The organism is Chromobacterium sp. Ag138 (genome assembly GCF_055181315.1).
In genome coordinates, this window is the sequence record NZ_JBUPWA010000001.1 from 3,775,042 (window position 1) to 3,794,636 (window position 19,595).

The 19,595-nt window shown below is 56.2% G+C and carries 19 protein-coding genes and 1 pseudogene; 3 read left to right on the plus strand and 17 right to left on the minus strand.

Going from position 1 to position 19,595, the window contains the following annotated elements; translation table 11 throughout:
- Positions 1-67: 67 nt before the first annotated feature.
- The 6 genes and pseudogenes from ACY3GB_RS17665 to ACY3GB_RS17690 form a co-directional block, all read right to left on the minus strand.
- Positions 68-1,126, minus strand: coding sequence for an RNA methyltransferase (locus tag ACY3GB_RS17665; protein ID WP_463089886.1), 1,059 nt, complete (start codon positions 1,124-1,126; stop codon positions 68-70).
- A gap of 224 nt (positions 1,127-1,350) precedes the next feature.
- On the minus strand, positions 1,351-2,025 hold the full coding sequence (locus ACY3GB_RS17670) for a hypothetical protein (protein ID WP_463089887.1): 675 nt from the start codon (positions 2,023-2,025) through the stop codon (positions 1,351-1,353).
- 323 nt (positions 2,026-2,348) lie between these two features.
- On the minus strand, positions 2,349-3,485 hold the full coding sequence (locus ACY3GB_RS17675) for a ferritin-like domain-containing protein (protein ID WP_463089888.1): 1,137 nt from the start codon (positions 3,483-3,485) through the stop codon (positions 2,349-2,351).
- On the minus strand, positions 3,478-4,974 hold the full coding sequence (locus ACY3GB_RS17680) for a GMC oxidoreductase (protein ID WP_463089889.1): 1,497 nt from the start codon (positions 4,972-4,974) through the stop codon (positions 3,478-3,480). Before ACY3GB_RS17680 ends, ACY3GB_RS17675 begins: the two co-directional genes overlap by 8 nt.
- Positions 4,975-5,296: 322 nt before the next feature.
- Positions 5,297-5,377 (minus strand): annotated as a pseudogene (locus ACY3GB_RS17685) (hypothetical protein); the annotation flags it as partial.
- 36 nt (positions 5,378-5,413) lie between these two features.
- On the minus strand, positions 5,414-5,860 hold the full coding sequence (locus tag ACY3GB_RS17690) for a hypothetical protein (protein ID WP_463089890.1): 447 nt from the start codon (positions 5,858-5,860) through the stop codon (positions 5,414-5,416).
- 579 nt (positions 5,861-6,439) lie between these two features.
- Between ACY3GB_RS17690 and ACY3GB_RS17695 the strand changes: the two genes are divergently transcribed.
- Entirely contained in the window at positions 6,440-7,417 is a 978-nt protein-coding gene (locus ACY3GB_RS17695) for an alpha/beta hydrolase (RefSeq protein ID WP_463089891.1), read from the plus strand.
- Between the two features lie 54 nt (positions 7,418-7,471).
- Here the strand turns inward: ACY3GB_RS17695 and ACY3GB_RS17700 are convergent, their stop codons facing one another.
- Positions 7,472-7,894 carry an SRPBCC domain-containing protein gene (locus tag ACY3GB_RS17700; RefSeq protein WP_463089892.1) on the minus strand — a complete coding sequence of 141 codons (423 nt, stop codon included), beginning with the start codon at positions 7,892-7,894 and terminating at the stop codon, positions 7,472-7,474.
- Between the two features lie 196 nt (positions 7,895-8,090).
- On the minus strand, positions 8,091-8,549 hold the full coding sequence (locus ACY3GB_RS17705; RefSeq protein ID WP_463089893.1) for a hypothetical protein: 459 nt from the start codon (positions 8,547-8,549) through the stop codon (positions 8,091-8,093).
- A gap of 149 nt (positions 8,550-8,698) precedes the next feature.
- Here ACY3GB_RS17705 and ACY3GB_RS17710 point away from each other — a divergent pair, with 149 nt between their 5' ends.
- Positions 8,699-9,178 carry a MarR family winged helix-turn-helix transcriptional regulator gene (locus ACY3GB_RS17710; RefSeq protein WP_463089894.1) on the plus strand — a complete coding sequence of 160 codons (480 nt, stop codon included), beginning with the start codon at positions 8,699-8,701 and terminating at the stop codon, positions 9,176-9,178.
- Positions 9,179-9,481: 303 nt separating this feature from the next.
- Here the strand turns inward: ACY3GB_RS17710 and ACY3GB_RS17715 are convergent, their stop codons facing one another.
- Complete coding sequence (locus tag ACY3GB_RS17715) at positions 9,482-9,679, minus strand: hypothetical protein (protein WP_463089895.1); 198 nt, start codon at positions 9,677-9,679, stop codon at positions 9,482-9,484.
- A gap of 457 nt (positions 9,680-10,136) precedes the next feature.
- Between ACY3GB_RS17715 and ACY3GB_RS17720 the strand changes: the two genes are divergently transcribed.
- Entirely contained in the window at positions 10,137-11,366 is a 1,230-nt protein-coding gene (locus ACY3GB_RS17720) for a peroxidase, FMP-type (RefSeq protein WP_463089896.1), read from the plus strand.
- Positions 11,367-11,475: 109 nt separating this feature from the next.
- On the opposite strand, the gene ACY3GB_RS17725 is transcribed toward ACY3GB_RS17720, so the two are convergent.
- The 8 genes from ACY3GB_RS17725 to ACY3GB_RS17760 all read right to left on the minus strand — a co-directional run.
- Positions 11,476-11,733: a hypothetical protein gene (locus ACY3GB_RS17725; protein WP_463089897.1), complete on the minus strand. Its 258-nt coding sequence runs from the start codon at positions 11,731-11,733 to the stop codon at positions 11,476-11,478.
- 30 nt (positions 11,734-11,763) lie between these two features.
- Complete coding sequence (locus ACY3GB_RS17730) at positions 11,764-13,506, minus strand: AIPR family protein (protein WP_463089898.1); 1,743 nt, start codon at positions 13,504-13,506, stop codon at positions 11,764-11,766.
- A 274-nt stretch (positions 13,507-13,780) separates the two neighbouring features.
- On the minus strand, positions 13,781-14,449 hold the full coding sequence (locus ACY3GB_RS17735; RefSeq protein WP_463089899.1) for a BRO-N domain-containing protein: 669 nt from the start codon (positions 14,447-14,449) through the stop codon (positions 13,781-13,783).
- Positions 14,450-14,848: 399 nt separating this feature from the next.
- A complete protein-coding gene (locus tag ACY3GB_RS17740; RefSeq protein WP_463089900.1) occupies positions 14,849-15,139 on the minus strand; it encodes a hypothetical protein in 291 nt (96 codons plus the stop codon).
- A 2-nt stretch (positions 15,140-15,141) separates the two neighbouring features.
- Positions 15,142-15,774, minus strand: a complete 633-nt coding sequence (locus ACY3GB_RS17745; protein WP_463089901.1) for a hypothetical protein — start codon at positions 15,772-15,774, stop codon at positions 15,142-15,144.
- The gene (locus ACY3GB_RS17750; RefSeq protein WP_463089902.1) at positions 15,701-16,324 is read right to left on the minus strand and encodes a PAAR domain-containing protein; all 624 of its coding nucleotides are present in this window, start codon (positions 16,322-16,324) and stop codon (positions 15,701-15,703) included. The genes ACY3GB_RS17745 and ACY3GB_RS17750 overlap by 74 nt, the downstream gene beginning before the upstream one ends.
- A 427-nt stretch (positions 16,325-16,751) precedes the next feature.
- A complete protein-coding gene (locus tag ACY3GB_RS17755; RefSeq protein ID WP_463089903.1) occupies positions 16,752-18,479 on the minus strand; it encodes an anti-phage dCTP deaminase in 1,728 nt (575 codons plus the stop codon).
- Between the two features lie 77 nt (positions 18,480-18,556).
- On the minus strand, positions 18,557-19,595 hold a 1,039-nt coding region (locus ACY3GB_RS17760; RefSeq protein WP_463089904.1), incomplete at its 5' end, for a ribonucleotide-diphosphate reductase subunit beta.

Here is a 19,595-nt window from a genome sequence, read left to right on the forward strand (position 1 = left end):
CAGGCATCCGGCTGTGTGTGTTGAAGCAGCGCCTGTGTCCGGGCCGGCATGCCGGGCGCAGGCGTTTTTATTGGCCGGGGCGGGGTTCGCCGCGGCGTTTTCGCAGCCGGCTGATATCGATGATGCCGGCGGCCCGCGCGCGAAGCTGGCCGCAGCCGCCGTCCACGTCCTGGCCGGCGGAGTCGCGCACCTTGGTCAGCACGCCGTTGTCGTGCAGATAGCGTTTGAACTGGGCGATGCGCTCGTCGCTGGGACGCTGGTAGTCGTCGCCCTCCACGCTGTTGTAGGGAATGATGTTGAGCACGCCGTATTTGCCTTTGAGCAGGCGCGCGGCGGCGTCCATCTCTTCCGGGCTGTCGTTGACGCCGGCCAGCAGCGTCCACTGGTATTGAATGGGATAGCCTGAAGCGCGGGCATAGGCTTCGCCCAGCTCCACCAGTTCGGCCGGCGCGATGCGCGGCGCGCGAGGCAGCAGCTGCTCGCGCAGATCTGCGCGGGTGGTGTGCAGCGACAGCGCCAAGGCCGGCTTCACCTGCAGCTGGGGCAGGCGCTCGAACACGCGCGGATCGCCCACGGTGGAAAACACCAGGTTCTTGTGGCCGATATTGCCGTCTGTGCCCAGCCATTGAATGGCCTCCAGCACGTTTTCCATATTGTGGGCCGGCTCGCCCATGCCCATGAACACCACTTTTTTCACCGGACGGATGCGCCGCGCCAGCGCCACCTGCGCGGCGATCTCCGCGCTGCCCAGCTGGCGGAGCAAGCCGCTTTTCCCGGTCATGCAGAAGGTGCAGCCCACCGCGCAGCCCACCTGGCTGGACACACACAAGCCATCGCGAGGCAGCAATACGCTCTCCACCATCTGGCCATCGTTCAATTCCACCAATAGCCGCAGCGAGCCATCGTCCGCCGTGTGTTGCGAATGGATGCGGGCCAATGCTTCCACCTGGGCGGCGATGGGCGGCAGGCCGTCGCGCACGGACAGCGGGAAGTAGTCTTCGCTTTTCTGATGGCGGGTGCCGGCATCCAAGGGCTGCCCCTTGAGCCAGGCGCGGTTGATGCGGCCGATATGGCAAGGGCGGGCGCCGATGCCGGCGAGAGCTTGATGGAATTCCTGGATACGCATGCGCTGCTTCTGAATACGGTTGCTGCCCGCGCGGCGACCGCGCGCGTTTCGGCACAAGGCGCGTAGCGTAGCGCAAGTTGATCCGGCGCGGGTGGGGATTTTCGCCGGCGTCGGGCGGCGGGGCTGAAAACACGCTGAAAAACCGCTTTGGACAAAACCGGCGGCCGCATCTTGTGACGGATGCGGCCGCCGGTTTCAGGCTGGAACGGCTGGGGAGGCCGCGATCAGCTTTCGCGTGGGTGGCGCAGCTGCACGAAGATCGCCGGGTCGCCGGCCTCCTTGGTGATGAAGACGGCCGGGATGTGGAACGGCTTCCCGGTGGCGACGTTGATACCGCTAATGGTGGCCGTCATGCCGGGATGCAGCGGGTTCACGCGCTCGCCGCCAGCCACGCTGACCGACCACGAGCCTCCCGGCAGCAAGCCGGCGAAAGTGGCGATGCCCTTGCCGCCCTCGATCAGCGGGATCAGCAGCGGCTCGGTCGGCGGCACGTAGGCATTCACCGCGATATCCGACAGATGGATCTGGTAGGCGATGTCGGGGCTGGCGACCGCCGCGTCGGAGCCGGCGTCGGCGCCAGTCTGGTGCGCAGGATGGCCCAGATGAGTGGTGCGCCCGAACTGGGGCTGCGGGCCGGCCTTCAGGCACGTCATCCACGGCGTGGTGAATTCCTTGCCGGAAGCATCCTTGCACACGGCGTAATACTTGTTGCCCGCGTGAGGGCCGCCGTTTTCGGTTTCGCCGGAGGTGAGATCCAGGTTGTAGAAAATGTTCGTCGTCAGCGTGCCTACCGAGTAGGTGCCGGCGCCGCCGGTGAAGACCGGAGGCACGATGATGGGCGCATCCGGAATGTAGGGGTAGACGCGGACTTGAGTGACGGGTGTAGGAAAGGGGGCCACGGTTTTCTCCTGAAGGCCTGCGGTTGACGTGGATTTCGTTGATGCGGAACGCTGCGTTGCGCCTATGGCGGGAAGCGGCGGCAAATCCGGGCAGAGATGGCTCTGCGAGGCCTGGGCAAGGGAGGCCGCCTTCCGGCGTCGAGCCGGTTTCCCGCGTCAATGACCAATCAACAGTAGATCAGGAAGGGCAGGATAGCCCTGCCCTAAAAGATGGATTCGGCATTCTTGCGGTTACTACTGAGTTCGTTCGCCATGATCTGGCAGGCGCTGGCGCCTTGTCCCGGCGGCGCCCATTCCGGCGTGCCGTCGAGGCAAGGCGAGGCCTAGGCGATGTATTCAAAGCTGGGGCCGGCGCGCCCGCCGCGGCCGTTGGGCAGGTTCAGCAGCGCCTGGGCCTGGTATTTCAGCTGATACATGATGGGGATGGCTTCGGCCAGGCTGGCCGGCTGGCCGTTGCAAGCGACGTGCAATTGGTCGAGCAGGCTGGTGTAGATACGATTGAACTCGCGGGTTTGCTTCCATACCGGCGAACCTTCCGGATAATCAGCCATCTTGGGATTGGGCGCCATGTCCGCCGCCGCTTGCCAATCCACCTCGATGGCCGGCCCGGTGGGCGGGTATTTGGCGTTGTCGTCGGGCCGATAGCGCCGACCATATTTGACCTCGTTGAAGCGGAAGTAATGGGCGTACTCCACGTCCTGGCCGAACAGGACGCTGTCGGTGTCGATGATGGTGCCGTCCACCCCTTCGCCCTGGCCGACGATTTCCTCTATGCCCAGCAGCGCGTCCTGCAGCTCGTATACCGGCAGCAGCTTGCCGCCGCCGCCGTAATAATGTTCAGGCAGCACCTGGCGGGCGCGATCGCCGGTGAAAATGCCGGGGCCGCCGTGCAGCCGGTTGTGCGCGTCCAGCTCGACCAGCGCGATCCGGATGGCGTGGTAGAACTGGCCGATGGTGGCGTAGTGGTTGGCTTCCGGAGGCGCGCACTTGCCGGCGGGCATTTCTATCTTCAGGAAGGTGTCGATGGCGTCGGGCGAGAATTTCTGCAGCGAGACCCGGAAGGCGTCGTCGCTGTGGGGCAGGGGCGTTGGATATTTCGGGATGAAATCCGGCTTGTTGATGGCCGGGCTGCCGCCCACTGCGTTCAGGATGTTGCACACCTGGATCATGTGCAGCATCTCTTCCATCGCCACGCCCTGGATGGCCTGGTAGGCGAACTGGTTCCTGCGCTCGTCCAGCGTGTACAGCGTGGTCAGGTAGACGGGGATGGTGGAGTGCTCCAGCTCGATGGCGGTTTGCAGATGCTCGCGCAACTGCTCGATGGTTTTGATCGTGCCGCCGATGCGGAAGCCTTCCGGCGCGGGCGCAAGCAACAGCGCTTGCAGCGCCGGCTCCAGCGGCCGGATCAGACGCTGGCGCAGGCGGCCGCGGGAGGTTTGCGTCGCGTAGTTGTTATTCATGGCTTCCTCCTTGGCAGGCCGGCGCGTCCAGCTGCCTGATGATGTTCTCCGCGGCCATGAAGGCCAGCGCGGTCAGGGTGAGGGTGGGGTTGGAGGTGCCCAGCGTCGGCATGTTGCCGCAGCCGACCAGGTATAGATTGTCGTGGTCCCAGGTTTGCTGTGTCGGCTTTACCACCGAGGTGGCCGCGTCGCTGCCCATGCGGTGGGTGCCGACGATGTGGCCGGCACCCCAGAACTCATACCACACGCCTTCCCATTGCACCGAATCCGGCTGGTTCGCCTGGTATTGGGTGAAGTCCTGGATCTGCGCCTGGGCGAAGATCTGGTCGGACGCCTGCTTGGCGGCGGCGAAGGCTTTGCGCTCGTAGTCGGAGACGCTGTAGTGGATGACCGGCCTGGGGTTGCCCAGCTTGTCCTTGAAGCGAGCGTCTATCGTGATCCGGTTGTCCGGCGACGGCAGCTGCTCGCACTCGAAGTGCAGCAGCGCCTGGCGCGGCACGCGGTCCGCCAGATAGGCGCGCAGCTCTTTGCCGAACAGGCCTTCCTGCATGCCCTGGCTCACATCGCTGCCCGGCGCGTTGGTCGGCCACGACCAGCCCCAGTTGTCCACCGGCGAGATCCAGGCCGCGAAATCGCTGCGGAAGGCGCCGTCGCGGAAGGTGGGGATGTAGGTGGTACAGCCTGGTCCGCGGTAGGGATAGACCTTCTCGTGCTTGAACAGGCCCCAGGTCAGCATCACCAGGTGGTCCATCAGGTTGCGGCCCACCTGATCGCTGGAGTTGGCGACGCTGGACATCAGCAGCAGCTTGGCGTTTTCCAGCGCGTTGGCCGCCAGCACGTACAGCGCGCCATGCGCGGTATGCGTGGCGTAGTCGCCGACGTCCGGGTGGCGGTAATGCTTGTACTCGATGCCGGTCACCTGTTTGGTGGCGGGGTCGACCAATACTTTGGACGCCACCGCCTGGGTGATGACGACCAGCCGGTTCATGTCGGCCTGCTTCAGGGTTTTCAGCGCGTTGTACTTGGCCTGGACCGGACAGAGCGGCACGCAGCTGGCGTTGCCCTCGCAGCGCTCGCCGGTGTAAGGCGACCAAGTCGAGCCGACCACCTGGTACACGCCGCGGGTTTTTTCGATGACGAAGCGCTGCGTCGCCGGCGACCACTGGATGGCCCCCTGGCCGTATGCGGGATTGTGGTTGGAGTTGCGGCCTTGCGGCATGCTGACGAAGCTCACCTGGTAATCCACCCCGTCGACGCTGACTTTCGCGCCTGCGGCATTCCGTATCCACGCCAGGTCCTGGTACGACTGCGGGATCGCGTGCATGGGGAACACATAGCGCTCGCCATAATTGGAGCGGTTCATGTCCGGCCCCACCTGGGCGGCCACATCGCCGGACACGCCTATCTCCAGCTCGGCCAGCTCGTAATAGGGCTTGAGGTCGTCGTAGCTGATCGGCCAGTCCACCGCGCGGCCATACAGGGTGCGCATGCGGAAATCGTTGGGCAGCATGCGCACCCTGTATGCCCAGCCAGTGCAGCGTGGTGCCGCCGGGGGTGCGCAGGCAGTCGCTGCCGAAGGCCTGCGGCCCCATCTGCACCAGATAGCCGGTCTGCTCCGCCGGTATCGCCAGCGAGATGTCCAGCACATTGGGCGCCGGCGCGTCCTCCTGCGCGGGATAGGGGCCGTTGGTGGCCGGGGCGGCTTTGTAATGAAAGGTGTCCAGATAGGACTGGTAGTTGGCGAAGGCGGCTTCGGCATCCAGCTCCAGTCCGGCTTTCAGCCCGGCCTCCAGCATCAGCACCCGCTTGCCTGCCCGGGTGAGATTCTTGGCCAGCACGGCTCCGGCAATGCCCGTGCCGACGATGACGACATCGAAATGTTGATCGCTCATGGTGTGCTCGCTTGATGGTGGTGTTGATCGCGTCGCTCAACCCGCGCCAAGCGGCTTGTCCGCCCAGGAGCCGAAGCCGGGTTGTTTGGCGCCGGGCGGATGGGTTTGCGCCGCGTTCCACACCAGGCCCTGGACATAGGCGTCAGGGCTGACGTTGTGCTGCATGGCCAGGCTGAGGTTCTGATTGGCCGGCACCCATTGGCCGAAGTACCAGAGATTGATGATGTTCTGCGCCAGCCCATTGAACTTGTCGCGGGGAAACAGCTGCGAGGCGATCATCTGGTGGATTTCTTTCTCGTTGTCGCGGCCGTCTTTCAGGATTTGCCTGGAGCAGTTCAGGAAACCGTCGAGTATTGTCGGCGCGTTCTGGTATTGGACGGTGTCCCAATAGACGCCGGCCATGCCGGTGGCCTCCAGCTCCGTCACGCTGAAGCCGGTCAGATGGGCTGAGATATCCAAAAACAAAGGCAGGGGCTCGTTCATTGGCGTTTCCCTTCAGATGCGTGAATGACGGCATGCCTGCGCTGGAAACGCCAGGCGCGATCCTGGCAGGCATGGCGGGGACGATTGCTGATTTTTACGGACTGATTGGGCCGGCACGGCGTGGATGATGCTAAATCAGAGGGATGCCGCCATATGGCAAATAAATATGCGACTCATTTTTATTTATCCCTTTCGTTGTCATTTGAATGGCCAAGCTTGCCGGGCATTCTCTTTTCACGACATCTTGGTTATAAATTTCGCCGCGTCGGAAATTCAATCGGTACTAATACGCAGCTGCAAAGTCTTATGACGTTGGCGGGGAGCGCAAAAGAGTTTGGCGAGCGGAAATCATGCGCGCTTATGCGGCGCCGGTTTTCTGTTTCCTCGCCGAGCGGATATGAGCTGCCGATAAAACCGCGTTGAGTGACATTGCCGACGTCGCGGCTTGCTTATGTTCGCGTTTTGTAAAATCACGCGGGGAGGCGGGGCTGCGGATGACAGAACAGGAGGGGTTTGGGACAATATATTCATTCTTTTGTCATTTTGGCGATGGCTGGAAGCCTCGCATGGGAGCGGGAAATGAGCGATTACGTCATGTCGGTGCGGGCGGTTGACGGCGATGCCTTTACGGCCAGCGTGGGAGAGACAAGATTCCTGCTGGTGCCGGACGGCCAGAACCCCGCGCCTTCCCAAGCCATTGCTTCCGCCACCTGGTTTGACATGGTCAGGCGGGACGCCATGTGGAGCGCTGATCATGACGAAGCCAGGGGCGACGTATTGTTCGTGGCGCATGGCTACAATATGGACGCGGCCGATGTCATGGACCGCCACCGCCGCCTGCGCGGCGATCTAGAGTACTGGGGGTTCAAAGGCGCGCTGGTGTCTTTCGATTGGCCCAGCGGCAACAAGGCCCTGGCCTATCTGCCGGACCGCTGCAACGCCAAGCAATCGGCGTTTCGCCTGGTTTCAGACGGCATCGCCTACCTGTCCGCGCAGCAAAGCGCGGATTGCGCGATCAACATCCACGTGCTGGGACATTCCACCGGCGCGCTGGTGATTCGGGAGGCGTTTGACGACGCGGACGACAACCACTTCCAGAACATGGCCTGGCTGGTGAGCCAGGTGGTCTTCGCCGCGGGCGACGTCTCCGCCGCGTCGATGTCGCGGAGCGACGGCGGCGCCGAATCTGTCTATCGCCATTGCGTGCGGCTCACCAACTATTCCAGCCATCACGACATGGCGCTGGATCTGTCCAATGTGAAGCGCGTCGGCCTGGCTCCCAGAGTGGGGCGGGAGGGTTTGCCGGCCGACGCGCCGGCCAAGGCGATCAATGTGGATTGCACCGCCTACTACCAGCAACTGGCCGCGCCGGACAGCGCCATCGCGGCGACGGATCAGCCGCGCACGCCGCCGTTTGTCGGCGAGCAGAGCCATTCCTGGTTTTTTGGCAACCGGACATTCGCGCGCGACCTGTTCTGCGTGCTGATCGGGCAAGATAGCCGCGTCATCCCGACGCGGCAGTACGTGGATGGAGCATGGACGCTTCAGCGCGCCTAATGGCAAAGGGGACTTACCGAGAAGTCCCCTTGGTTCTCCAGGCGGCCTCGCGCGCTAGCGGCCCAAGACCTCCGCCTCCAGCCGCTTGAGGTTTTGCTCATTGGCGGGAATGACGATGGACGACATGCGCTCGGCCAGTCCCGCATCCTCAAACTGCTGTGACCAGAGCACCCGGGTGGCGCCCAGCCTGACTTCCAGCGCAATCGTCAGGCGGAATTCCGGGCTGGAGACATGCTGCACCACCACTCTTTCCGGCTCGGTGACTTCGGCGAACACGCTTTCATTGGGGTAGCTCTTGCCATCCGGGCCATGCATGGTGAACACCCAGCGCCCGCCGGTTTGAAGCTCGCATATGTCGAAGGTATTGCTGAAACCTGCGGGGCCCCACCAGCGCGCCAGCCGCTCCGGCGAGCTGATCGCGGAGAACACTTGCTCCCGACTGGCGGGAATTTCGCGGGAAGCGGTGAAAGTGGTCATCGTTTGCTCCATCTTTGGTGGAAGTCAGGGAGAGACATCTACTGCGAGGGCTTCATCGTATTCTAGCAGCATGCGGACGACGCCGTTTTTTACTTGTGTGGATGAGCGCAGAAGAGCTGTTCCAGGTCAATCGGCCAGGACGGCGCCATCATGAAAAAAGCCCCGCCATGGCGGGGCATTCGCTTTCGCGGCGGTTTCAAACTGCTTGCGGACGGGCGCGCAGTTTGCCGGCCAGCCTGAGGCCGTCGCGGAAGTTTCTCCCCATCAGCGTCAGCTGCGCCAGTCCCACTGTCAGCTCCAGCGCCTGGACCGCGTAGAACGCCGAGTCGAATGCGCCGGCCTGCGCGCGCAAGTTGAGAAACAGCGCGCAGGGAATCATGACCAGCAGGCCGTTCATGGCGATGAGCGGCATCCTCTTCTTTTTGTTCTCCACCAGTTTGCCCTTGCGGCCCTTGGCCAGCATGGATCCGCTGGCGCCCGTCAACGCCATGGCCACGACCAATACTGGCACGCCGATGCAGGCGATGGCATGTTTGACGGCGGCGATGCCGCCATGGCTTAGAAACAGCTCAGAGATGACGGTGGCGCTCCAGAAGATGGCAATGGCCAAGGCCGCGACCGTGGCGGCGGCGGCGTGAAGAAGAGACTTGTTCATGCTTGAATCCTTGCTGCGAATGAAACGAAACGGCGGCGCGGCCGCGCGTGCAGACAAGGAACGCGGCATCGGCTAACATGGTTCATGTTTTCACATTGACATCATGATGTCAAAAAGACATTTTGTTGTCTATTTGCAAGGTGGGAGAAATGCAACAGCAAAGCGAAAGAACGGCCGCGGGCGCGGCGTTGTCGGATGTGATGCTGGATTTGTTCAGGGTAAACAACGGCTTGCTGACGCAAGGCGACAGGCTGGTGGCGCCGCTGGGCCTCACCAGCGCCCGCTGGCAGGTGCTGGGCACGATAGTGGCGGCCGAGCGTCCGCAGCCGGTGGCATGGCTGGCGCGCGACATGGGCGGCAATCGCCAGAACGTTCAGCGCATCGTCAACGATTTGGCCAAGGAAGGCTGGGTGGCGTTTGCCGACAACCCCCACCATCGCCGCGCCTCGCTGATTGTGCTGACCGATCTGGGCAGGGAAGCCTACAACGCCGCGATGCAGCTGCAAGCGCCGTGGGCCAACCGGCTGGCGGAGGGCATGGACCTGGAGGACATCGCCGCGCTGCGGCGGGTATTGTCCATGCTGCAGGCGCGGTTGGCGGAAGATGGCATGGGAGATGCCCAGGCCTAGCGCGCCTTGCTATCCGGCGGTTCCGCCCGGTTCAGCAGATAGGCGGCGCCTGGTTCCAGGAGTTTGGCGGGGGGCGATAACGATGACGAGTGTTCGTGCGATGAGTCTGATGTGATGCGGAAAATAAAGATAAGCGAAGGACAAAGGTTTTTGATTCTGGCGGCGATCTATTGGGCGCTCGCCATCGCGTGGTTTTGGCGTGCGACAGATGGGGAGTGGATGTATTTCTTGGTTTTCCTGCAGATGTCGGCGATATGTTTCTTGCCGGCTATGGGCGCGCTGTGGATGGTTTGCTCGGCAATCTCATGGCTGGTTTCCCATCACGCGGGGCGCAGTCTGAGCTAAGCCGTCTGGGAGAGGGGAGTTGCTCGCCAGAACGATGCGCAGCCAGCACGGCGCGTTGCCTGTCAGCCGCTCCTTGCCCATCCGCCTAGCCAGCCGCAAAGCCTGCCCAAGGGGCTTGCCCAGCGGCTTCAGCAACTCCTCCCTCTCCAGCTTCATGAAAGCGGCTACCTCCCCGTTCGCCAGCCAAAAACCTCTTGCCGCAGCGGCGCATTCACCTCGGAATCGATAGCCGTATTCATGACCGAGCCTCCCCAAGAGAACGCGCGAACCACGCCGCCTAAAACGCCAGGCTATGCACCCTCATCCAAGAGGATGGCTTGGCGACATATTGGACTAATCAAGACTTTTCTTTATCAAATTAAAATAACATGCGGATAATTCGCCTTGACATCGTCATGGCCAGTGCTAGGCTTTTGCGTAAGCGAAATTGATTTCGCTTATAAGCAATTGATTTATGAAACGCCGCCGCATTGTAAGTTCAACTTTGCTGAAAGCGGCCATTCGTTCTCATGTGTTTCATCTGCATAAGCAAGCATGACACGGCTTGTTCTTGTTTGATCGCCTTTCCCGCAGCGCCGTCCTTTATCTCAATTAATGACCATGCGAGGTTTGTATGTCTGAAAACAAGATAGTGCAAACACCAACGCCCCCTTATCCGGAGTATTCGGATGCGCTGCTGACGCAGGAGGCGGACTATGGCGTGCTGAAGCAGCTTGAAGGCACATGGGTTAACTACAATCCGGACAAGACGAAAGTGGGCTGGGGGCTGCATACCACCTGTATGCCATCGCCGGGAACCAACTCGGAAACGATCTTCGGCATATTCCACTTTCTCTGTGAAGACTATACCGAAGAACTCACGTTCTCTTTGGTGGATGGCAGTGTCAGAAACCGGGGCGGCGCAAATGAACAGTTCGCTGGCGCGGTGAAATACAATCAAAGCATACAACGCGTCAGTGACGGAGTGGGCATTCACGCAGAAGACGGCATGTATTTGTGGTTGAATCCCATGTACAACCACGCGGCAACAGAAGAGTCCGTCATTTCCGATAACGGGTTTCCCGGCATCGCCATTGGCGCCGGCGCCAATGGGCCGAATCATGTGCCGCCTTATTCCATCGCGCGCAGCGGAACCATACCCCATGGCAGCGCGATAATGATTACCGGCGGCTTTCAGGCCGATATCCCCGGCAAGCCGGAATATCCGACCGGCACCGACTGCTGGACCCTGCCTTTTACCCAGTCCTGGCCAACCACGCCGCCGCCGGAAGATGATAATACCGTGCCCGCCGCCATTGCCGCGAACCCGGTGCCCTTGGCCGGCTCTCCGCTTGCCATTTCACCCAGCATGGGCGCATCCGCCTTGCTGTCCGTGGGGGACGGTTCGCCGCCCGCGCCGCTCAATCTCGACGCGCCCGCGCCGGCCTGGGCATTTGACAAGTCCTTGCCCAGCACCCAGCCGGATAGCAATCTGACCTATTTTCAGCGCATCGTCGCGCATCCAAACTACCCGTATTCCGTTCGCCCCGACTTGCGCTTGCGTGACGCAATCAAAGATCAGCGCATCAAAAAATACACGCTGATCCAGCTCAGCAGCAAACACAATGGCGGGCTGCAAGGCGGGGTGTTAAATACGCCGTTTGTGAGCACCTTTGCAAACGTCACGGAAATGAACCTGAATTTATGGATAGAAACCGTGATAGACAGCGACGGCAGCGAAGTATTGCAGCTTCAATATGAGCAAGTGCAGTTTTTTGAATTCATGTTCGGTTCAAACGGCCAGACCACGCGCTGGCCTCATATTCAGGTGAATACCCTGAGGAAGAAAAAGGATTTCCTCTAAAATACTAGGGTTCGTTGTCATCACCTTGAATTCAAGCATGAAGTATGGAAGAAGAAACGAAAACACCGCTTCGCCACCCTGAAGCGGTGTTTCTTATTGCGATGCGCGCTTAGCCGCCGAATTTGTCTATCCGTTCCGCCAGGCGCAGCTGGCAGGCGGTGGCCAGTTTGAGCAGCTCTGCGCTGGTGGCCGGCATCTTGCCCGGCGGGGCGATGAGCTCCGCCATGCCGCTGAGCGTGGAAACGTCGCAGTTCAGGCCGATCAGCCTGCCGTACGGCCAGCGCTGCTTGTTGTGCGGCGCGTAGTCCAGCGCCACCACCCAGCGCGAATGCTGCCAGCGGCAGGGGTCGCGCAGTACTGCCTCCATCACCGCGCGGCAGATTTGCTGCGCTGTGTTTTACTCATCAAGCAGTGCCATTTTCATTATTGCCGTGTTGAAGCTCAGCCCTTTTATTTCACCATACATGCTTTGTAAAACTTTGTTCATATCACTTTCATTGTCCAATACCATAAAGGCAACGGCCTTAAAACCTTTTATGTAATTTTTTGAGAAGATTAGCGGGTTTGCATCTATTGACTTTGCTAATTCAATGATTTTTTCCTTAATCTGATCATATTTTTGCTCGTCTTCATAATTTATTTCAGCTGTTTTGAAAATGGCTAATAGACTTAATATTGCTCGATAGGCTGGTTTGTTATCATCCCAAAATCTTTTAAACGCTTCTTGTATTTTTCTATTTGGGATGGTGATGCCGAGTTCACTTATTGACTTAGTGGATATGTGGTTAATAATGAAAAGTGACTTGATAAAATCACTTCTGTCTTGATCGCTCTCAAATTCGGATAGCAGGTCAAATTTTAGTGCATCATAGTGAGTTCCAATTGCATTGTTTGGCGATCTAGAAAAAAGACCAATGAAGATGGATTTTATTTCTTCGTATATCACTTCATCATTGTATATATTCGATAATATAGAGAATGCGGTTGATTTGTACTGATTGTTATCTTTTATTTTAACCCCACCCGTTGCTCCAATGTGTTTGATTAGTTGAGGCCTTATATAACGTGCCAACTCAAGCTCGATTCTCTCTATTTCATTCTGAAAGTTGGCAGCTTTAGCAACTTCCCAAGAGTCCTCTGTTTGCACAAATTTTACTAAAACATAGGCATCTGTAGCTTTGCTGTTGACTATGCACATAGTTGTTTGACATCCATTAACTATGCTTGGTCTTTCTAAGTAAAGCCTAGTGCTCCCTTCTGTTTTTATCTCTGTTGCTTTGAATGTCATTCCATTGTTTCGTTCCAGCATCTTTCCTGGGGATTCTTCTAGTGTTAAAGAAATTGCGCCATTTACAGTTTCTCTTTTTGCACTATTTTTAGATTTGTTATCAATGGCCCCCAGCCATTCTCTTATATTTTCAAAGAAAATGGAATCACCAGTATCTTGATAGACTTTCCGTATTTCTTCAGTGCTTACAACAGCGATGTAGACGTTATTTACTTTAATAAATGGTTGGTCTAGTGTGATACTTACGCCTTTTGGTGTAATGTAAGCCTGCTTGTATGCGGATCGTATTTCTGTAAGAAGGTCGTTGCCTTGTATTGTATGAAAGAGCCCTTTTTCTTTTATTTTGTTGAAAAAATCAAGCGAGGGTCTTTTGGATTCTTCATAGCGGGTAAGTAAATCTTTAATTTTTGATGTTGTAAATATTAAGTAATGATGATCGGTTGTGTCATCGTCAAGAGGGAGGTTGAGGTTTTTATTTGTTCTTTCACCCTCTTCATGCGATTCATATGAAGAAAATTTACTAATGATTGCATCTATATCATCAACACTTGATATGGTGAATTTAGATTGAATTCTTAATTCTATTCTTTCATTTTCTTTGGATTTAAATCTAACATCGACTCCCTTGTCCCATGATTTTTTTGATTTTGTGTATCTGTCAAAGCTATACCCAATGGAAGTGTTTGGAATTATATATTCAGCTAGAGATGCAAATTTGTCTCCCTTTTGAGTAGTGCTTAACTCCTCCATCTGTGCATTCAAGTGCTCAACTAAGCTAAAAAGGTCATGTAAGAAAGGAGGGTAATCATTATCAAATAAACAGTCATAACTAGGAGTAATATTTGCAGTCATTTTTAAAATCCAATATGTAGTATGATTTTGGCATCATGCGGTTTTTATGCGTGCAGGTCAATGCGCGTGACATGGAATTTTCATGCAGGGTGAGCTGAATTATGGCTTTTTGATTTTTGATGTTGGTTTGAGAAAGTGCTATTCGAAGGTGTACTTTGTTGATTTTTTGCGGCAGTCAGTTGTGGAGCTTGTTATGTGTATAATTTTTAAGTTTGATATTCTTTGTCGAGGATAAGTAGTGCCCACACTGGTGAGTGTGGGCACCTTTGAGAATTCAACCCGTAATCTTCCCCATCCGCTCTGCCAGGCGCAGCTGGCAGGCGGTGGCCAGCTTGAGCAGCTCCGCGCTGGTGGCCGGCATCTTGCCGGGCGGGGCGATCAGCTCCGCCATGCCGCTGAGCGTGGAGACGCTGCAGTTCAAGCCGATCAGTCTGCCGTGCGGCCAGCGTTGTTTGTTGTTGGGCGCGTAGTCCAGCGCCACCACCCAGCGCGAATGCTGCCAGCGGCCGGGTTCGCTCAGCACCGCCTCCATCACCGCGCGGCTGACTTGCTGCGCCGCCTCCGCGGCGAGGGCGAGCGCCAGGTGCAGGGTTTCCGCCGTGCTGGCCGCGCCGGCCTCATGCAACAGGGCCGGGCGGGTTTCCTCCAGCCACCAGCGCCGCAGCCGGCGCGCGCCCGGTTTCTTGATGCGGCGGAACACCTCGTCCAGCTCGCCCTCGGACAGGCACAACACCGGTTCCGCCTCGTCCGCCAGCCGCAAGGGCTGCCCCAGCGGCTCGCCCAAGGCCTTCAGCAAATCCTTCACCTCCAGCTTCATGGACGCGGCCACTTCCGCCGCCACCAGCCAAAACCCCTCCGGCCGTCGCACCACCCGCATGGCCAGACCCTTGGCGAAATCCAGCCGCAGCGGCGTGTTCACTTGCTGATCGATAGCCGCGCTCATGACCGAGCCTCCCCGAGCAAACGTGCAAATCGCATCGCCAAAAACGCAAGCCGATAAGCGGCGCGCAGGCGCAACGATGCACGCGATACGTGGCGGGGAGGGGGAATAAGAGGAGGGGAAAGAGAAACGACAAGACGAACATCCATAGCGATGTCTCCAAACGGCTTTGCCCGACCAAGCATTGCGAGCGCAAGGGCGCGAGTGGAATGCAATGCAAGGGCGTGTTGAACAACCACGGCTTTCGGGCGTGGGCCACCGCTAACGGAGGTGTGTTGAGCACCGTCTTGCGATTTTACGCGCAGAAGGCTGAGGCAGGCCTTTCATTTTCCCGACAGAATGGGCAGGTCTGGCTGTTGACTATGGACGAATGAAAAAGGCCCGCAATCGCCGACCTTTCAGTTAATCGGCCAGTTCGTCGCGGTAGTCTTCCAAGATGGCCTGGACATCTTTATCGGTTTTGTATTTGGCATCAACTTTCTTGAACTGGCGCTTGGCAATATCGCAGTAGCGATTCGCCTTGTTCACCAGCTGCTTTTGTTCCTTGGCTGAGCCTGGCCCACCGATTTCTCCCAGGAAGTGTTCGCATAAGTCAGCCGCTGCGACGAATTTTTTTACATCCGGGTTGCTGGCATTGTCGGCAATAGCAGGGGGAGTGGTTAAGCATGCCAGCAAGAATAGAGTGTATTTCATCCTTACTTTCCGTCTGTTGACCAATGGGGCTTGTCCTTGGCCCCTTTCCAGAACTTGATGACTCCGTAGGATGCGCCAACTGTTTTCAGTTCGGTATTCATCCCGGTACGGGGTTGCGTCTTGATAACCACACTGTTGCCATCCGCATCTTGAATCGTCAAGTCTCCCGACCAAGTTATGGTCATGTCGATGGCTTTGCGTTCGGTGTGGCGGCTTTTCAGCGCTGGGCGAGTTCCCAGTGATGATGTCGAGTATCCGGTACACATGGCGCGAGCTGCCGCAATAGACTTTTCATCATCGCCATGATCCCAGTTGATGTTTACGCCGGGAAAGCTTGCCGCTTTGTGTGGTTTGACTTTTTTGTTCTTGATCTCCCAACTGGTGCGGATCAAGTAGGCGCGTTCAATGGGCCTGAATGTGGCAGATATCGATACGCGTGCGCCTGCAGCCCGCAGAGCCGCGATAAATGCACTGACACCGGCTCCAAAGTCGGAGTCGAGATCACTGACTTGTGCGCTTCCTGGGTAGCGGGATACCCATTGGGAGCCAGATAGCTCGGGCTCAGGAATCTTCAAAACCGCAGGCGCAGCATCCGTCGTCGGTGTCAGTGTCCTCTGTATCGTGGTTGTGCTCATAGTAGGGGGCGATGATCGTTGCGATTGCGGGGTGGGAAGCGGAGATTTTCTGCGTGAAACCGTGCTCATCGGTATGGCCAACGACCTCGGTACCGTCTTCCAGCGACAGTTTGTAAGGAATGTTGGCCAGCGGTTTGCCGCTTTGATCACCCTGGATTAGGAAAAGCATATCGAAAAGAGCCGCTGCTGTAGATGCGGCGGCGAGAGTGGTTCCTACCGCCGTTGAAGCGGAAGACGAAGCCGCTGCACTGGTCCCTGCGCTGGATTCATATCCGCGCAGTACTTGGCCGAGGGTGCTGATCAATGTGGCGCCGCAGCTGACCTTGTGTCCTTCTAAGGCGACACCTTTACCGCCGACAGTCCACGATGGGTCACCTTCTACGATCACGCAATTGACGTGACCATTTTGCGGGCAGCTGACTGAGTCGCCGACAAGGGCGACCGCTTTGCCGAACATGGTGGTGGTGCTTGAGGCGCTGACCACTTTACCGCCGTGGTCTGTTGGGTCGCCTAGTCGGATGACAGGTTTCATGACGGCGGAAATTACCATGATGCCATCGTGTTTTCGCCTGATCAAATGGGCAAGGTCTGTTTTGAAACCCGGTGAGCAGAGTTCTTTGTAGAAAGTAGGCTATTACCAACTTGGTCAATCTCCCCTTTCAGCGCAAGCCGGCTTTCGAATCAGACTCGGGGTTTTAAGCTGCCGGCTGTTCGACGCGGGGCGACGGTAGCGCCCCGCTAGTTCCGGCAGCTCCCCGAGGCTGGTTTGAAAGACGGGGTTTCGCAGCGCTGTAGGGGCGGCCTGGGGTTGCAAGGGGATTGGCCGCGCAATCCCCTTGCCCGTTTGCCGGGCGGAACCGGTATGTCAAACATTATCCGCGAAGCGGATTCCAAAAATGTGATCTTACCAATCTAAATTGGGTACTTCTGTTGCGCGGTAAACGTTGGGCTTCACAAGTTCAGCCCAACCTACCGTGCTAATCTTCACTTGATAAATATTCTAGCTCATCTTTATATGGCAAAATTGGCTCATAAAGCTGATGGTACCCTTTGCCGACCGCGCCCATGAATTGTGTGAGGCTGGGAGGGTTGCTGCCGATTGAGATTATATGATCCTGTGCAATTCCCGGGTATGGATCTATATAAATAATTTCAGCTATGCCTAGTTGATATGCTTTCTTTGCGCATAATTCACAGGGACTGGCGGTTGTGTATAGCTTGCCTCCGGCAACACCCATCCCCCCATTTTTTGCAATTTGAAGAAAAGCATTTTCCTCTGCATGCAGCGAGCGCGTATGAACCTGATTGTATTTGCCATCAGCTTCATTTTTTATGTCTTTGAAGCAGTATGCATGATTTCTACCGCTCTCCTTGTCTATCGTGCTGATTTTTATATATTTCTTTCGTGCGACATTTCGGAACTCTTTTGAATTCCTTTCGTACTTGCTATATGTAATTTCATCAAAATCATTGATAAGCCCATTATATGATCTAAGAGAACAGGGTACTTGCCCTTTGGCGACATCATTCCAGCCAATCGCCTTGATTGAATTGTCACCATCCGTTACTACGGCACCAACTTGCCTAGAAATGCACCCTGAGTTTGATTTTGCGGTGTAGGCAATTTGCATTACACGTTCAATTGTCCTTGGGGTGACAAGGCCTGGGTGTAGCATCAATGAAAAATACCAAGCCAATTGAGCTTTGAGGACGTTGTTATTCTCCAGTTCGTTTCTTGGGTTAAATATATGTACATCAGCCATCTCGATGCATTTTTTTACATTTTGGCTTATGAAGTCGGCATGGCTTATTTTTGTCTTTCCAGATTCTCTTATCTCAATTTCATCAAATTTTTCGACACTAAATTTGTGTACATTCTGCAGATAAGATCTTCTGTCATCATTTGGTGCGTTTACGGCAACTAAATAAAATGCGGAATACCTGTCTTTAAAAAACCGGGCCTCAAATGGGTTCCTGATTGCATCAATTGCAATAAAAACATTTCCATTTATTTTGCGTAGTAGCTTTATGATTCTATTTATGGTTTCAGGTAGGTGAAATATGCAGTCCGGAACGAACTCCTCATTCTCAAAGTTTGGTTCTACTCTTCCGCGCTTTCTAATTGAGTTTCCTGCGGCTTGATAAGTGTATATGTATAGGTCGGAGTGTAGTGAATTTAATTCATCTTTAAATATGGATGTGAACCTTCTGACAGCTAGCAGGGTTTTGTTAAAGTTCTTCTCTTCTGTTGTAGAGAGAGTCAAATCCTCTTTATGATTAATTATCTTGCCAAGAAGTGATTTGTATTTTTTGACAGCATTTCTTGCGAAGCTGTGCTTGGTTAACATATCTTTTATTTTTGAAATATCCAGGCTTAATGTATTTGATTGGTGGATAAAATTTGCTGCTTCGTCAATGCTGGTTGATAGTAAATATGCGGATATAAGATCACTAACCTTGATTGAGTAGAATTTATTAAAATTCTTCTGTGCATACTCGCGCAAAATAGCATATCTAACCCTATCGTTGCCTTGGTAAAAATTTTCTTCTCCAATCTTTACCATTTCCGAATCGGGGAATGAGGCTTCAGATTCAAGGATGTTGGCGGCTGTAGTGCATCCCGAGCCAGTTCTACCAGTCAAACCGATTAAAACAAACTCCTGTCTGGCAAGGAATAGCTTCGAAATTGTCTCATTATTTTTCATTAAATTTCCTTTCTAAATAATCATTTGGCATTTTGAGGTGCCAAAAAAAAGGAGATCGATGATCTCCTTTTTTGTGTTTAATCCCAGCTCAACGCCCCGCCAGTCTGATATTCCGTGACGCGGGTCTCGAAGAAGTTCTTCTCCTTCTTCAGGTCTATCATCTCGCTCATCCACGGGAAGGGGTTGTTCACGCCCGGGAACAGCTGATCCAGGCCAATCTGCTGCATGCGGCGGTTGGCGATGAAGCGCAGGTATTCCTTGAACATGCTGGCGTTCAGGCCCAGCACGCCGCGCGGCATGGTGTCCTCGGCGTAGGCATATTCCAGCTCCACGGCTTGCTTGAACAGCTCAACGATCTCGGCCTTGAAGCTGTCGGTCCACAGCAGCGGGTTTTCCAGCTTGATGGTGTTGATCAGGTCAATGCCGAAGTTGCAGTGCATGGACTCGTCGCGCAGGATGTACTGGTACTGTTCGGCGGCACCGGTCATCTTGTTCTGGCGGCCCAGGGCCAGGATCTGCACGAAGCCGACATAGAAGAACAGGCCTTCCATGATGCAGGCGAACACGATCAGGGATTTGAGCAGCTTCTGGTCGTTTTCGACGGTGCCGGTCTTGAATTCCGGGTTGCACAGCACGTCGATGAACGGGATCAGGAATTCGTCCTTGTCGCGGATGGACTTCACTTCGTGATAGGCGTTGAACACTTCGCCTTCGTCCAGGCCCAGGCTTTCCACGATGTATTGGTAGGCGTGGGTGTGGATGGCTTCGTCAAAGGCCTGGCGCAGCAGGAACTGGCGGCATTCCGGGCTGGTGATCTGGCGGTAGGTGCCCAGCACGATATTGTTGGCGGCCAGGGAGTCTGCGGTGACGAAGAAGCCCAGGTTGCGCTTGACGACGCGCATTTCGTCTTCGGTCAGCTGGCCGGTTTTCCATTGTTCGATGTCGCGCTGCATGTTCACTTCCTGCGGCATCCAGTGGTTGGCACACTGCGCCAGGTACTTTTCCCAAGCCCACTTGTGCTTGAACGGTACCAGCTGGTTGACGTCGGTTGTGCCGTTGATCACCTTCTTGTCCACCACGTTTACGCGGCCGCTGCCATGGGCGTCCATGGAGGAG

Bases quoted from the DNA above. Each gene is read 5' to 3' on its own strand.
- ACY3GB_RS17665 (WP_463089886.1), bottom strand. From the start codon at position 1,126: ATGCGTATCCAGGAATTCCATCAAGCTCTCGCCGGCATCGGCGCCCGC.
- ACY3GB_RS17675 (WP_463089888.1), bottom strand. From the start codon at position 3,485: ATGAATAACAACTACGCGACGCAAACCTCCCGCGGCCGCCTGCGCCAG.
- ACY3GB_RS17680 (WP_463089889.1), bottom strand. From the start codon at position 4,974: ATGCGCACCCTGTATGGCCGCGCGGTGGACTGGCCGATCAGCTACGAC.
- ACY3GB_RS17690 (WP_463089890.1), bottom strand. From the start codon at position 5,860: ATGAACGAGCCCCTGCCTTTGTTTTTGGATATCTCAGCCCATCTGACC.
- ACY3GB_RS17695 (WP_463089891.1), top strand. From the start codon at position 6,440: ATGAGCGATTACGTCATGTCGGTGCGGGCGGTTGACGGCGATGCCTTT.
- ACY3GB_RS17700 (WP_463089892.1), bottom strand. From the start codon at position 7,894: ATGACCACTTTCACCGCTTCCCGCGAAATTCCCGCCAGTCGGGAGCAA.
- ACY3GB_RS17705 (WP_463089893.1), bottom strand. From the start codon at position 8,549: ATGAACAAGTCTCTTCTTCACGCCGCCGCCGCCACGGTCGCGGCCTTG.
- ACY3GB_RS17710 (WP_463089894.1), top strand. From the start codon at position 8,699: ATGCAACAGCAAAGCGAAAGAACGGCCGCGGGCGCGGCGTTGTCGGAT.
- ACY3GB_RS17715 (WP_463089895.1), bottom strand. From the start codon at position 9,679: ATGAAGCTGGAGAGGGAGGAGTTGCTGAAGCCGCTGGGCAAGCCCCTT.
- ACY3GB_RS17720 (WP_463089896.1), top strand. From the start codon at position 10,137: ATGTCTGAAAACAAGATAGTGCAAACACCAACGCCCCCTTATCCGGAG.
- ACY3GB_RS17725 (WP_463089897.1), bottom strand. From the start codon at position 11,733: ATGGAGGCAGTACTGCGCGACCCCTGCCGCTGGCAGCATTCGCGCTGG.
- ACY3GB_RS17730 (WP_463089898.1), bottom strand. From the start codon at position 13,506: ATGACTGCAAATATTACTCCTAGTTATGACTGTTTATTTGATAATGAT.
- ACY3GB_RS17735 (WP_463089899.1), bottom strand. From the start codon at position 14,449: ATGAGCGCGGCTATCGATCAGCAAGTGAACACGCCGCTGCGGCTGGAT.
- ACY3GB_RS17740 (WP_463089900.1), bottom strand. From the start codon at position 15,139: ATGAAATACACTCTATTCTTGCTGGCATGCTTAACCACTCCCCCTGCT.
- ACY3GB_RS17745 (WP_463089901.1), bottom strand. From the start codon at position 15,774: ATGAGCACAACCACGATACAGAGGACACTGACACCGACGACGGATGCT.
- ACY3GB_RS17750 (WP_463089902.1), bottom strand. From the start codon at position 16,324: ATGGTAATTTCCGCCGTCATGAAACCTGTCATCCGACTAGGCGACCCA.
- ACY3GB_RS17755 (WP_463089903.1), bottom strand. From the start codon at position 18,479: ATGAAAAATAATGAGACAATTTCGAAGCTATTCCTTGCCAGACAGGAG.